The 12578-nt window shown below is 67.2% G+C and carries 13 protein-coding genes; 3 read left to right on the forward strand and 10 right to left on the reverse strand.

What is annotated here, in order from left to right:
• Nucleotides 1–47: 47 nt before the first annotated feature.
• Nucleotides 48–668 (reverse strand): dTMP kinase, encoded by a 621-nt coding sequence (gene tmk, locus PKKP23_RS13720; protein WP_017773897.1) that lies wholly within the window; start codon nt 666–668, stop codon nt 48–50.
• Nucleotides 669–1685 (reverse strand): endolytic transglycosylase MltG, encoded by a 1017-nt coding sequence (gene mltG, locus PKKP23_RS13725; protein WP_126877302.1) that lies wholly within the window; start codon nt 1683–1685, stop codon nt 669–671.
• A 78-nt stretch (nt 1686–1763) separates the two neighbouring features.
• Between mltG and ygfZ the strand changes: the two genes are divergently transcribed.
• Together ygfZ and PKKP23_RS13735 are read left to right on the forward strand one after the other, a co-directional pair.
• On the forward strand, nt 1764–2831 hold the full coding sequence (gene ygfZ, locus PKKP23_RS13730) for a CAF17-like 4Fe-4S cluster assembly/insertion protein YgfZ (protein ID WP_126877303.1): 1068 nt from the start codon (nt 1764–1766) through the stop codon (nt 2829–2831).
• 45 nt (nt 2832–2876) lie between these two features.
• On the forward strand, nt 2877–3695 hold the full coding sequence (locus tag PKKP23_RS13735; RefSeq protein WP_126877304.1) for an NRDE family protein: 819 nt from the start codon (nt 2877–2879) through the stop codon (nt 3693–3695).
• 158 nt (nt 3696–3853) lie between these two features.
• Here PKKP23_RS13735 and PKKP23_RS13740 read toward each other — a convergent pair whose 3' ends face one another.
• From PKKP23_RS13740 to PKKP23_RS13760, 5 genes are all read right to left on the reverse strand, one after another.
• On the reverse strand, nt 3854–4777 hold the full coding sequence (locus PKKP23_RS13740; RefSeq protein WP_126877409.1) for an alpha/beta hydrolase: 924 nt from the start codon (nt 4775–4777) through the stop codon (nt 3854–3856).
• Nucleotides 4778–4812: 35 nt separating this feature from the next.
• Nucleotides 4813–5691: an SDR family oxidoreductase gene (locus PKKP23_RS13745; protein ID WP_126877305.1), complete on the reverse strand. Its 879-nt coding sequence runs from the start codon at nt 5689–5691 to the stop codon at nt 4813–4815.
• 23 nt (nt 5692–5714) lie between these two features.
• On the reverse strand, nt 5715–6719 hold the full coding sequence (locus PKKP23_RS13750; RefSeq protein WP_126877306.1) for an NADP-dependent oxidoreductase: 1005 nt from the start codon (nt 6717–6719) through the stop codon (nt 5715–5717).
• Nucleotides 6720–6834: 115 nt separating this feature from the next.
• Entirely contained in the window at nt 6835–7329 is a 495-nt protein-coding gene (locus tag PKKP23_RS13755) for a PaaI family thioesterase (protein WP_126877307.1), read from the reverse strand.
• A gap of 8 nt (nt 7330–7337) precedes the next feature.
• Nucleotides 7338–7640, reverse strand: a complete 303-nt coding sequence (locus tag PKKP23_RS13760) for a Dabb family protein (RefSeq protein ID WP_026121261.1) — start codon at nt 7638–7640, stop codon at nt 7338–7340.
• A 386-nt stretch (nt 7641–8026) separates the two neighbouring features.
• On the opposite strand from PKKP23_RS13760, the gene PKKP23_RS13765 reads away from it, so the two are divergent.
• On the forward strand, nt 8027–8266 hold the full coding sequence (locus PKKP23_RS13765) for a hypothetical protein (RefSeq protein WP_126877308.1): 240 nt from the start codon (nt 8027–8029) through the stop codon (nt 8264–8266).
• A 198-nt stretch (nt 8267–8464) separates the two neighbouring features.
• On the opposite strand, the gene PKKP23_RS13770 is transcribed toward PKKP23_RS13765, so the two are convergent.
• From PKKP23_RS13770 to PKKP23_RS13780, 3 genes are all read right to left on the reverse strand, one after another.
• Entirely contained in the window at nt 8465–9643 is a 1179-nt protein-coding gene (locus PKKP23_RS13770; protein WP_017773887.1) for an acetyl-CoA C-acyltransferase, read from the reverse strand.
• A 92-nt stretch (nt 9644–9735) separates the two neighbouring features.
• A complete protein-coding gene (gene pncA, locus PKKP23_RS13775) occupies nt 9736–10362 on the reverse strand; it encodes a bifunctional nicotinamidase/pyrazinamidase (protein ID WP_126877309.1) in 627 nt (208 codons plus the stop codon).
• Between the two features lie 43 nt (nt 10363–10405).
• Complete coding sequence (locus PKKP23_RS13780) at nt 10406–12487, reverse strand: 3-hydroxyacyl-CoA dehydrogenase NAD-binding domain-containing protein (RefSeq protein WP_126877310.1); 2082 nt, start codon at nt 12485–12487, stop codon at nt 10406–10408.
• Between the last annotated feature and the right edge of the window lie 91 nt (nt 12488–12578).

A 12578-nucleotide genomic window follows, 5' to 3' on the forward strand; every position in this document is an offset into this window, starting at 1 on the left:
GAGATTATTTCCGGCCTTCGCGCCTGCAACGCATGGCATTGCCGGTCTCACAGCGCCGTCACGATCTCATCCAACTGCCGGCGAATCTCTTCGATGCTCTGCGTCGAGTCGACAATCGCAAAACGATACGGCGCCTCTTCGGCGCGACGCAGATACTCGGCCCGCGTGCGCGTGAAAAAGGCGTCGGACTCGCTTTCGAAACGGTCCGGTTCGCGCGCCGCGCCGCGCCGGGCGCTGGCGGTTTCCGGCGGCACGTCGAAAAGCACCGTGAGATCCGGCTGGAAGCCGCCCTGCACCCAGCGCTCCAGCGCTTCGAGCTTGTCGCGCGGCAGTCCGCGGCCGCCGCCCTGGTAGGCGAAGGTGGCGTCGGTGAAGCGGTCCGAGAGCACCCAGTCGCCGCGCGCGAGCGCCGGCTCGATCACCTGGGCGAGGTGCTCGCGACGCGCGGCGAACATCAGCAGCGCCTCCGTTTCGAGGTCCATGGATTCGTGCAGCAGGATATTGCGCAGCGCTTCGCCAAGCGGCGTGCCGCCCGGCTCGCGCGTCATCACCACGGCGTGCCCGGTGGGGCCGACCTTGTGTTCGAGGCGCTCGCGCAGCCACGCGAGATGGGTGGTCTTGCCCGCGCCGTCTATGCCCTCGAGCGTAATGAATTTGCCGCGCGCCATTTATTGCCCTCGGATGTACTTGTCGACGGCCTTGTTGTGATCGCCGAGCGTGTCAGAAAAGATGCTGGTGCCGTCGCCGCGCGACACGAAATAGAGCGCCGCGCTGGGTGCCGGATTCACGGCCGCCTGCAGCGACGCGACCGACGGCAGCGAAATGGGCGTCGGCGGCAGCCCCATCCGCGTGTAGGTATTGTAGGGAGTGTCCGTCTGCAGGTCGCGCCGATGGATTCGCCCCGTATAGCTCGCGCCCATTCCGTAGATCACGGTGGGGTCGGTCTGCAGCGGCATGCCCGCGCGCAGCCGGTTCGCGAAGACGGCGGCCACGAGCGGCCGGTCCGCGGGCTTGCCGGTCTCCTTCTCGATGATCGATGCCATGGTCAGCGCCTCGTACGGCGTGCGGAACGGCAAGCCCGGCGCGCGGCCGGCCCACGCTTCGGCGAGGCGCTGCTGCATCAGGCGGTAGGCGCGGCGGTACACGTCCAGGTCGCTCGTGCCCTTGTCGAACAGATACGTATCCGGAAAGAACAGCCCTTCGGCGTTGCCGAGGGGCGGCGCATCGGCAGCGCCGAGGGCTTTCAGCAACTCGGCGTCGCTCATGCCGGCCGTCTGGTGCGTGAGCGCGGTATTGGCGTCGATCTCCGCGCGCATGTGCCTGAACGTCCACCCTTCGATGATGGTCGCCGCGAACTCGTTCACGTCGCCGCGCGCGAGCTTTTGCAGCACCTGCCACGGCGTGACGCCCGCCTTGAACTCGTAATTGCCCGCCTTGACCTGGCTTTGCAGGCCCACCACGCGCGTCATGGCGACGAACAGCTCCGGCTGCACCGGTACGCCGCCGCGCACGAGCTGCGCGGTCACGCTGCGCAACGTGCTGTGCGGAGCGATGGAGACGTCGAGTTGGGAAGCGGCAAGCTTGACGGGGCTCGTCGCCCAATACCAGACGCCGCCCGCCAGAGCGGCAACCGCCAGGACGACGAGCGCCGTGCCGGCGGCGAGACATTTCTTCAGCAGGGACATGCGAAACAGGGCTCAGATGGACCCCATATAATACTTGCTTGCCCTCGCTCAAGTCAGGATTGACTCAATCCCGTTTCCATGAACTCACCGCTCGCTCCCGCTCCGGCCACGGCGGCCGTCACCACCGCCGCTGCTCCCCTTGAACGCCCCGCTGCCGGCGACTTCGACGCCGTGCTGGAACGCGGCGCCTGGATGCGTCTCACGCAGTTCGGCGCCATCGACGCCACGGGCGACGACGCCGCCAACTTCCTGCACAGTCAGCTCACCAACGACATCCAGCACCTCGACGCCGCAAACGCGCGCCTTGCGGGCTACTGCTCGCCGAAGGGCCGGCTGCTCGCGTCGTTCCTCACCTGGCGCACGGGCGAGACGATCCGGCTGCTGGTGTCGAAGGACGTGCAGCCGGCGGTGCAAAAGCGCCTCTCGATGTTCATCCTGCGCGCCAAGGCCAGGCTCGCGGACGCAAGCGATGCGATCGCCGTGGTGGGCCTCGCCGGCGACGTGCGCGGTGCGCTTTCGCGCGTGTTCGACGCGCTGCCCGACGGCGTGCACGTGAAGGTGGACGGCGCGGCGGGGTCGCTCATCCGCGTACCGGACGCCGCGGGGCGCCTGCGTTATCTGTGGGTCGGGCCGAAGGCCGAGGTCGAAGCGCGGCTTGGGACGCTCTCCGAACTCGCGCAGGTGTCGCCCGCGGTGTGGGACTGGCTCGACATTCGCGCGGGTGAAGCGCGCATCACGCAGCCCGTCGTCGAGCAGTTCGTGCCGCAGATGATCAATTACGACGTGCTGGGCGGCGTCAATTTCCGTAAAGGCTGCTACCCCGGCCAGGAAGTGGTGGCGCGCAGCCAGTATCGCGGCACGATCAAGCGGCGCACGGCGCTCGCGCGAATCGGCGCCGAGGCCGACGCGGCCGCCGGGGCTGCAGCCGGCGCTCTTCATGCCGGCGCCGAATTGTTCCATTCGGACGATCCCGGCCAGCCGTGCGGGATGGTGGTCAACGCCGCGGCCGCGCCCGCCGGCGTGTACGACGTGCTCGCCGAAATCAAGCTCGCCGCGCTCGAATCCGGCTCCGTGCACCTGGGCGCCGCAGACGGCCCGGCGCTCGCGTTCGAGCCGCTGCCCTATTCGCTGCCGGTCGAGGCTTGACGCGGTGACGGCCGGCAGTCTTCACGGCGTGGCCGGTGCGACGCCATGTGCCTGATCGTGTTCGACTGGCGCCCCGACGCCACCGAGGGCGCGCTCTTCACGCTAGCCGCCAACCGCGACGAATTCTTCCGGCGCACCGCCGAGCCGATGCACTGGTGGTCGGAGGCGCCCACGCTGCTGGCCGGGCGCGATCTCGTGGGCGGCGGCACGTGGCTCGGCATGACGCGCGACGGCCGCTTCGCCGCGCTCACGAACTACCGCGCGCCGCGTGAAATGCGCGCCGACGCGCCGACACGCGGCACACTCGTCTCGGCGTGGTTGACGCAACCCCGCACAACGCCGCTCGACTACTTGCGGCGCGTGGCGCGCGACGGCGAAATCTACAACGGCTTCAACCTGATCGTGGGCGACTGGACGCGGCGTGAGCTGGGCTGGTACTGCAACCGGTCGAGCGCCCCGCCCGCCTTGCTCGAAGCCGGCACGCACGGCATTTCGAACGCCGTGCTCGACACGCCGTGGCCCAAGCTCGTGCGAAAGCGCAGCGAGCTGGCCACGCGCCTCGCCGCAGACCCTCATGCGCCGCTCGCGAGCCTCGTCGAGATGATGCGCGACCCGCAGCTTGCGCGCGACGACGAACTGCCGGCCACCGGCATCACGCTCGAACGCGAGCGCGCGCTTTCGGCGGCGTTCATCGACACGCCCGACTACGGCACGCGCGGCACGACGGCCTTACGCGTGGCCGTACACGGTGAAGCGATCAGCGTGGAAGCGACCGAGCGCAGCGACGACAACGGTTCTCACCGCATCGCCCGGCCCGGCCACTATGAGCGCGAGTACGCGTTCGACGTGACGCGCGCGTTGTAGCGGGACGTAGCGCGCGTTGCGACGCGTGGTGGCGCGTGGTAGTCGCAGCGCACACAGAGCGCGGTCACGGCAAGAGGCAGGCCACGCCGTGAAATACCGCGCCGCCCGCTCACCACTCAAACCGCCCCAAAACCGTCTCAGACCACCTCAAGCCCACCTCAAACCGCCCCAAACGCCGCGCGCAGCGCCGCTGCCGCATCGGCATGCGCGTGTGCGACCTCGGGCACGAAGCCGCCCATCTTGAAGAACTCGTGGATCATGTCCGGATAGCAGGCCAACGTGACGACGTTACCCGCAGCCCGGAGTTTGGCGGCGTAAGCCTCGCCTTCGTCACTGAGCGGGTCGTACCCGGCAATCGCGATCCATGCGGGCGCGAGACGATCGAACGACGGCGCATCGCGCTCGCCGTCGAGCGGCGCGAAGCGCCAGTCGTTGCGATCGTCGGGCTCGCGCACGTACTGGGCGAAGAACCATTGAATGGTGTCGCCCGAGAGCAGATAGCCTTCGGAGAGCCGCGCGTGCGACTCCGTCTGCTGATGCGCCGAGGCGCCCGGATAGATCAGCAGTTGCAGCGCGAGCGGGATGCCCGTGTCGCGCGCGAGCACGGCGCAGACCGTGGCAAGCGTGCCGCCGGCGCTGTCGCCGCCCACCGCGATGCGCGCCGCGTCGATGCCGTAGACGGCTGCGTTCGCATGAAGCCACGCGAGCGCATCGAATGCGTCGTTCACCGCAGTGGGGAAGCGATGCTCGGGCGCAAGCCGGTAGTCCACCGAGAGCACTGCGCAATGCGCGTCGTGCGCGAACATGCGGCACAGTGCATCGTGCGTATCCACGCTGCCCACCGTGAACCCGCCGCCGTGGTAATAGACGAGCGCGGGCAGCGGCTCCGCCCATTGCGGCTCGACGGGAAAGTAGAGCCGCGCGCGAATGGCGGCGCCGTCGCGCACGGGCACCTCGATGTCCTCCACGGAGAACATCGGGGCGCTCGCAATTTCGAGAATGGGCGCGCTGCGCTCGTAAGAGGCGCGTGCCTCGGCCGGCGTCAGTTCGTGATACGGCGGACGCTTTGCGCGCGCCACCATGTCGAGAACCAGCGCGATCTTGGGGTTCAGTGGCGTCACGCCGAGTACCCCGTCTCAGGCTTCAACGACATCGGATCGGTAGGGTTGCGCATCAATTCGATGTCCTCGTGGCGCAGATGCACGGAGGGCAGAATCGCGGGATGCGTGAGGATGTAGAAGCGCCGCTCGCGAACGGCATCGAAGGTGAGCTCGGCCACGTCGGCGGCCGAGAGCTTGCCCGATTTCACCGCACGCTGAAGCTGCACTTGCGCAACGGCCTGGGAGCGCGTGGGCGCCTCCGTGTTGCGCAGCGCCTCGGGCCGCGCGCGATGCGATTCGGCGATGCCGGTGGGCACGAACGCCGGGCACAGCAGCGAGCAGCCCACCTCGCCGCCCACGATGTTCAGATCGTGATAGAGCGTTTCGGTCAACGCCACCACCGCATGCTTCGACACGTTGTAGACGCCCATGGCGGGCGGCGCCAGCAGCCCGGCTACCGACGCCGTGTTCACGATGTGTGCCGGCTCCTTCTGCCGCAGCATGATGGGCGCGAACACGCGCACGCCGTGCGCCACGCCCATCACGTTGACGCCGAGCACCCACGTCCAGTCGTTTTCGGTGTTCTCCCAGAGGAAGCCGCCCGTACCGACGCCCGCATTGTTGAAAAGCAGATGCACCTTGCCGAAGGTATCGAGCGCCGTTTGCGCGAGCGCCTCGACCTGCGCGGATTGCGACACGTCGGTCGCCACGCCCACGGCTTCGGCGCCCTCGTCGCGCAGCGCGGTCACACACGCGGCGAGCGCGTCGCCGTCGACATCGGCGAGCACGAGCTTCATGCCGAGCGCGGCTGCCTTCTGCGCGAAAGCTCGGCCGAATCCGCTCGCGGCGCCGGTGATGACGGCGACCTTGCCGTCGAACTCGAAGGGAACGGTCATATCGAAGATAGGCTCCGCACAGTTCAGATGAGCTTTACCAGCTGCTTGCCGAAGTTCTGGCCTTTGAGCAGACCGATGAACGCCTCGGGCGCGCGTTCGAGCCCTTGGGCGATGCTCTCGCGGTAATGCAGTTTCTTCTGCGCGACGAGCGAGCCCAGTTCGCGCAGCGCCTCCGGCCAGCAATCGAGATGTTCGGTCACGATGAAACCCTGTACGAGCAGCCGCTGCGTGAGCATCAGTTCGGGATGGGCGAGCGGCGTGGGCGCGCCGTCGTAGCGGGCGATCATGCCGCACAGCGCGATGCGTCCGGACGGATTCATGCGCGCAAGCGTGGCGTCGAGCACCGCGCCGCCCACGTTCTCGAAGTAGCCGTCCACGCCCTGCGGCGTCGCGGCCTTGAGGTCCGCGTAGAGATTGCCGGCCTTGTAGTCGACGCAGGCGTCGAAGCCGAGCGTCTCCACTACGTAGCGGCATTTTTCCGCGCCGCCCGCGATGCCGACCGCGCGGCATCCGGCGAGCTTCGCCAGTTGCCCGACCACGCTGCCCACCGCGCCGCTCGCCGCGCTCACCACCACGGTCTGGCCCGGCTTCGGTCCGATGATGCGGTTGAGGCCATACCAGCCGGTCACGCCCGGCATGCCGACGGCGCCGAGGTACGCCGACAGCGGCACGTGGGTGTCGTCCACCTTGTGCAGCCCCTCGCCGTTGGAGGTGCCGTACTCCTGCCAGCCGAACATGCCGACCACCTTGTCGCCCACAGCGAAGTCGCGATGCGTGGACTCCACCACTTCGCCCACCGTGCCGCCCAGCATCACTTCGTTGAGCGGTTGGGGCGGCGCATACGACTTCGCGTCGTTCATGCGGCCGCGCATGTACGGATCGAGCGACAGATAGTGGTTACGCACGCGCACCTGGCCCGCTTCCAGCGGCAGCAGCGGCGTTTCGACGAGCCGGAAGTTGTCCGGCGTGGCGGGCCCCGGCATGGGCGGCCGTGAGACCAGCAGGATCTGACGATTGGTCGGGGACATGACAGGCACCTCTTCTTCGAGTGGGTTGAGCCAGCGGGACAGGTGGTGGGACAGAAGCGAGACAGAAAAACGGCGCACCACGATTCACGCGCGGCGCGCGCGGCGAATGAAACGCTCAGCCGTCGCTCGGCCCGGGACGCGCCGCCGGATCGGTGCGCAGCCGCTGCTGCGTGATCTCGCGGCCCACGGCGAGGCGGCGCATGTACTTGAAGGTGCCGAGCGCCTTGGCGACGAAGTGGCCGGCCGTGTCGCGAATCTCGCCTTCGCAGTAGGCCATGGTGGTGGAACGATGGAGCACGCGCGCCGACGCACGCAATTCGCCGCGGCCCGGCTGCATGAAGTTCACTTTCATTTCGACGGTGACTACACCCACGCCGTCCGGCGCGAGGCTGCGCGCCGCCATGGCGAGCGCGACGTCGGCGAGCGTCATGGTGACGCCGCCATGCGCGACGTCCCACGTGTTCAGATGCATCGGCGCAAGCGGCAGCACGACTTCGCTCGCGCCGTCGGCGGCACGGACGACCTGCACGCCGAGATGATCGACGAACGGGCTTTCGATCATGGGCGGCGTTTGTGGGCTTGCTCCTGCCGGAGGCTGTGCGTCGCTCATCGCGAGGCTCACACTTCGTAGTCCACGCACTGGCGCGCTTCGCGCACCCCGGAGATGAACTTCTTCACTTCCTCGTGCACGGGATGGATCTGATAGGCGTCGAGCGCGGCCTTGTCGGCGAAATCGGAGACCAGCACCACGTCGTAGGTCGACTCGAGGCCGGGCGCCGCAAGCCCCACTTCCAGATGCTCGATGCCCGGCACGATGCCGCGGCACGCTTCGAGCTTCGCCTTGAGGGTCTGCGCGTTCTGTTCACGCGTGGCGCCTTCGGCGGTTTCCTTGAGCTTCCACATCACGATATGACGGATCAACTTGTTCACCTGTAGTCGGGTTGGTCTGAAACGGCGCGGGCTCGCCCGCCGTGGCGCGCGGTGCCACGCCGTGCGAGTGGCAAGCCGCCATGATACCTGCTCGCCTACGCGGCCTGGATGGCCGCGAACCGCGCCGCGCGGAGGCATCGTGCCTTCTCCGTCATCCGGTTGGCCGCTTCAGTCGCGACTCCTCGCGCACGCCATGGTCGGCTTCATGCCGGGTTTCCGTTTAACAATTCTTCGCACTTTCCAGCGCGTCGCGGTGCTAATGTTCCCTCCGGCGGCGCGACGGTAACGGCCGCCGCAGAGACTCGCTATCCGCCTGCTACCCGAGTGGCCAGCGAGTCGATTCGTACGATTGATGTTCCACTTCGACGGTGATCGCCATGGGAATTCTGAATACGGTAGGTGAGATCGCAGGTGCGATCGCAGCAGTGGAGGCAACGGAGAAGGTCGATCCGGACGCATCGCTTCTCACTAAGGGGCTCGCCGCAGTCGCCGGCTTCGAAGGCGCCAGCGCACTCGAAAAGCATCTGGAGAACAAAGACGACGAGCAGGCAGACGATGCAGCCGCCCAGCCCGCCACCGATGCATCCCCGGATCAGAGCGCCGATCCGCAAGCCTGATGGGCTGATGGTCCTATGGTCCTATGGTCCTATGGTCCTATGGTCCGACAGGCAGCAAGGTTCGCGGGCGCGCCGCCGTTTATCCGGCCGCGCCCGCAGCTTCATGACGCAACTTCGTGACGCAACTTCGTGGCACAGCCCTCGATAAACGCCAACGTCACTTCATACTGCCCCGCCGCTCCCGCCCTCCTACTCGCCTCACACCACCTCGAACAACCCCGCCGCGCCCTGCCCGCCGCCGATGCACATCGTGACCACCACGAACTTCGCGCCGCGCCGTTTGCCTTCTATCAGCGCATGCCCCGTGAGCCGCGAGCCCGACACGCCGTACGGGTGGCCGACCGCAATCGCGCCGCCGTTGACGTTGAGCCGTTCGTTCGGAATCCCGAGCTTGTCGCGGCAATAGAGCACCTGCACGGCGAACGCTTCGTTGAGTTCCCACAAGTCGATGTCCTCGACCTTGAGCCCCGCCTGCTTGAGCAGTTTCGGCACGGCGAAGACCGGGCCGATGCCCATTTCGTCCGGCTCACAGCCCGCCACCGCGAAGCCGCGGAAAATACCGAGCGGCTCGAGCCCCTCGCGCTCCGCCACCTTGGCGTTCATCACCACGCAGGCCGAGGCGCCATCCGAGAACTGGCTCGCGTTGCCCGCCGTGACGACGCCGCCCGGCAGCGCCGTGCGGATCTTCGCCACGCCTTCGAGCGTGGTGTCCGCACGAATGCCTTCGTCGGCGGCAATCGTCACCTCCTGCGTGAAGAGACGGCCGCTCGCCTTGTCCGCGACGCCCGCGAGCACGGTCAGGGGCACGATCTCCGCATCGAACAACCCCGCCTCGCGCGCCGCGGCCGCGCGCAGCTGCGATTGCACGCCGTATTCGTCCTGGCGCTCCTTCGAAATCGAATAGCGCTTCGCGACGTTTTCCGCCGTCTGCAGCATCGTCCAGTAGATTTCGGGCTTGTGTTCGAGCAACCAGCCTTCGGCCATCATGTGGCGGTTCATCTCGTTCTGCACACACGAGATCGACTCCACGCCACCCGCCACGTAGACGTCGCCCTCGCCCGCCATCACCCGCTGCGCGGCAAGTGCGATGGTTTGCAGGCCCGACGAGCAGAAACGGTTCACCGTCATGCCGGGCACGCTGACGGGCAGCCCAGCGCGCAGGCCGATCTGGCGCGCGATGTTGCCGCCCGTCGCGCCTTCGGGATTCGCGCAGCCCATGATGACGTCTTCGATGCGCGCAGGGTCGAGCTTCGCGCGCTCGACGGCGGCCTTCGTCACGTGGCCGCCCAGCGTCGCGCCGTGCGTCATGTTGAATGCGCCCCGCCACGATTTGGCGAGACCCGTGCGGGCCGTCGATACGATTACTGCGTCAGTCATGCCTGTCTCCTGCCATTCATGTTGCTGTTGATGTGTGGGTGTGGCCGCGCCTTATTGGGGTCATTTTTTGGGGCCCTTCAGCGGCTCTGCCTTCAGCGCAGCACCTCGGCGCTCTGCACGCGGCTCACGCCCGCGGCCTGCAACTGTTGCCATGCGGCGGCGAGCGAGCCGTTGAGGTCGATGGCTCGCGAGGCATCTTCGATCACGGCTACTTCGAACCCGGCCGCGCGCGCATCGAGCGCGGACCACGCGACGCAGTAGTCCGTGGCGAGTCCGCAGCACCACACGCGCGTGACGCCTGTCTCGCGCAGATAGCCTGCAAGACCCGTGGGCGTCTTGCGGTCGGCTTCGAGAAACGCCGAGTAGCTGTCCACGTTCGCGTGGTGCCCTTTGCGGATCACGCCGCGCGCATGCGGCACGTCGAGCTCGCTATGGAACTGCGCACCGGGCGTGGCCTGCACGCAGTGCACGGGCCACAGCACCTGGTCGCCGTACGGCAGCGCGATGGTTTCGAACGGCGCACGGCCTGCATGGTTCGCCGCAAACGAAACGTGCGAGGCCGGGTGCCAGTCCTGTGTGAGCATCACGTGACTGAAGCCGCGCGCAAGCCGGTTCACGAGCGGCACGATCTCGTCGCCGTGCGGCACGGCGAGCGCGCCGCCGGGCATGAAATCGTTCTGCACGTCCACGACGAGCAGGACTTCGTGTACGCCTTTCATCTCGTCACTCCGCTGGTGTTCGCTGCGGCTAAAGGTCAATAGGTCAATTAAAACCACGCCCCTGTGCCGCCAGTTCGACGATGCGCGGCGCAATCTGCCAGGCGTCGCCGTTGGGTTGCGCGGCGTAGCGGCGAATCGCCCGCTCCACGTTGTAAAGGCCCACCGTGTCGGCGTACAGCATCGGGCCGCCGCGCCACAGCGGAAAACCGTAGCCGGTCAGATAGACCATGTCGATGTCCGATGCCTTCGATGCGATGCCCTCTTCCAGAATCTTCGCGCCCTCGTTGACGAGCGCGAACACGAGCCGCTCCACGATCTCGTCGTCGGCGATCTTGCGGCGCGCCACGCCGATTTCCTTCGAGTACGCGACGATCATCTCGTCCACCACGGCGGACGGTTGCGCCGTACGGTCGCCCGGTTGGTAGTCGTACCAGCCGCCACCCGTTTTCTGGCCGAAGCGGCCGGCCTCGCAAAGGCGGTCGGCGATCTTCGAGTAGTGCATTTCAGGCTGTTCGCGATAGCGGCGCTTGCGGATGGCCCAGCCGATGTCGTTGCCGGCGAGATCGCTCATGCGGAACGGGCCCATGGCAAAGCCGAATTTTTCGATGGCCCGATCGATCTGCGCAGGCAGCGCCCCTTCTTCCAGCATGAAGAGCGCCTGGCGCAGGTACTGCTCGATCATGCGGTTGCCGATGAAGCCGTCGCACACGCCGGAGACCACCGCGGTCTTCCGGATGGTCTTCGCGACCTGCATCACGGTGGCAAGCACGTCCCTGGCGGTCTCGCGGCCGCGCACCACTTCGAGCAGCTTCATCACGTTGGCGGGGCTGAAGAAGTGCATGCCCACCACGTCCTGCGGCCGCTTCGTGAACGACGCGATGCGGTTCAGGTCCAGCGTCGAGGTATTCGAGGCCAGGATCGCGCCCGGCTTCGCCACTTCGTCGAGCTGACGGAACACCTGCTCTTTCACGCCCAGCTCTTCGAATACGGCTTCGATGACGAGGTCGGCGTCCTTCAGGTCGTCCCACGCGAGCGTCGCGCGAATCAGCGCCATGCGTTTTTCGAGCGAATCGGCGTTGAGCTTGCCCTTCTTCACGCTCGCTTCGTAGTTTTTGCGGATCGTGGCGAGGCCACGGTCAAGCGCTTCCTGCTTCGTTTCGAGCAGCGTAACCGGCAACCCGGCGTTGGCGAAGTTCATCGCGATGCCGCCGCCCATCGTGCCCGCGCCGATCACCGCGACCTTTTCGATCTTGCGCACCGGCGTGCCGGCGGGTACGTCGGGAATCTTGCTTGCCGCCCGTTCGCCGAAGAACGCGTGGCGCAGCGCGCGGCTTTCCGGCGTTTGCACGAGCGCCATGAAGCATTCGCGCTCGATGGCAAGGCCCTTGTCGAAGCCGTTCTTCACGCCAGCCTCGACTGCGTCGATGCACTTGTGCGGCGCCGGATAGTGCTTTGCGACCGCGGCCACGCTGTTGCGCGCGAACTGGATGAAGCCCGCGGCGTTCGCATGCTCGATCTCGCGCTTGCGCAACAGCGGATGCGTGCCGCCCTTGTGCGCCACCTTGCGCGCAAACGCGAGCGCCGCGTCGAGCAGGTCGCCTTGCGCGATTTCATCGAAGAGCCCCGTGCCGGCGAGTTTTTCCGACATCATCGGCGTGCCGGACACGATCATGTTGAGCGCGGTTTCGAGGCCCACCGCACGCGGCAGACGCTGCGTGCCGCCGGCGCCAGGCAGCAGGCCCAGCTTGACCTCCGGCAGCGCAATCTGCGCGCCGGGGGCCGCGATGCGGTAATGCGCACCCAGCGCAAGCTCCAGTCCGCCGCCCATCGCGACGCTGTGAATGGTGGCTACGATCGGCTTGGCACTCGCTTCGACCGCCTTGATGACGGTGCCGAGCGTCGGCTCCTGAGTGGCCTTGGGCGTGTTGAATTCGGTGATGTCGGCGCCGCCCGAAAAGGCCTTGCCGGCACCCGTAAGCACGATCGCGACGATGTCCGGGTCGGCATTCGCGCGGTCGAGCCCTGCCACGATGCCGGCCCGCGTGGCGTGGCCCAAACCGTTGACGGGCGGGTTATTGAGGGTAAGGACGGCGACGCCGTCCCGGGTCGTGTAGTCGACTGCCATGTGTCTGCCTCCATGCTTGCCGGTGCGCGTTGGGCGCTGTCGGCTGCATTGTCCGACAAACCCGAGTCAGCTGGAGCATACACAAAAAAGA

It is taken from the genome of Paraburkholderia kururiensis JCM 10599 = LMG 19447, from assembly GCF_003986935.1.
Taxonomy (GTDB): Bacteria; Pseudomonadota; Gammaproteobacteria; order Burkholderiales; family Burkholderiaceae; genus Paraburkholderia; species Paraburkholderia kururiensis.

What these genes read in the sequence shown, in the direction of transcription:
- tmk (WP_017773897.1), bottom strand. Translation starts at nt 668, where the DNA reads ATGGCGCGCGGCAAATTCATTACGCTCGAGGGCATAGACGGCGCGGGC.
- mltG (WP_126877302.1), bottom strand. Translation starts at nt 1,685, where the DNA reads ATGTCCCTGCTGAAGAAATGTCTCGCCGCCGGCACGGCGCTCGTCGTC.
- ygfZ (WP_126877303.1), top strand. Translation starts at nt 1,764, where the DNA reads ATGAACTCACCGCTCGCTCCCGCTCCGGCCACGGCGGCCGTCACCACC.
- PKKP23_RS13735 (WP_126877304.1), top strand. Translation starts at nt 2,877, where the DNA reads ATGTGCCTGATCGTGTTCGACTGGCGCCCCGACGCCACCGAGGGCGCG.
- PKKP23_RS13740 (WP_126877409.1), bottom strand. Translation starts at nt 4,777, where the DNA reads ATGGTGGCGCGCGCAAAGCGTCCGCCGTATCACGAACTGACGCCGGCC.
- PKKP23_RS13745 (WP_126877305.1), bottom strand. Translation starts at nt 5,691, where the DNA reads ATGACCGTTCCCTTCGAGTTCGACGGCAAGGTCGCCGTCATCACCGGC.
- PKKP23_RS13750 (WP_126877306.1), bottom strand. Translation starts at nt 6,719, where the DNA reads ATGTCCCCGACCAATCGTCAGATCCTGCTGGTCTCACGGCCGCCCATG.
- PKKP23_RS13755 (WP_126877307.1), bottom strand. Translation starts at nt 7,329, where the DNA reads ATGAGCGACGCACAGCCTCCGGCAGGAGCAAGCCCACAAACGCCGCCC.
- PKKP23_RS13765 (WP_126877308.1), top strand. Translation starts at nt 8,027, where the DNA reads ATGGGAATTCTGAATACGGTAGGTGAGATCGCAGGTGCGATCGCAGCA.
- PKKP23_RS13770 (WP_017773887.1), bottom strand. Translation starts at nt 9,643, where the DNA reads ATGACTGACGCAGTAATCGTATCGACGGCCCGCACGGGTCTCGCCAAA.
- pncA (WP_126877309.1), bottom strand. Translation starts at nt 10,362, where the DNA reads ATGAAAGGCGTACACGAAGTCCTGCTCGTCGTGGACGTGCAGAACGAT.
- PKKP23_RS13780 (WP_126877310.1), bottom strand. Translation starts at nt 12,487, where the DNA reads ATGGCAGTCGACTACACGACCCGGGACGGCGTCGCCGTCCTTACCCTC.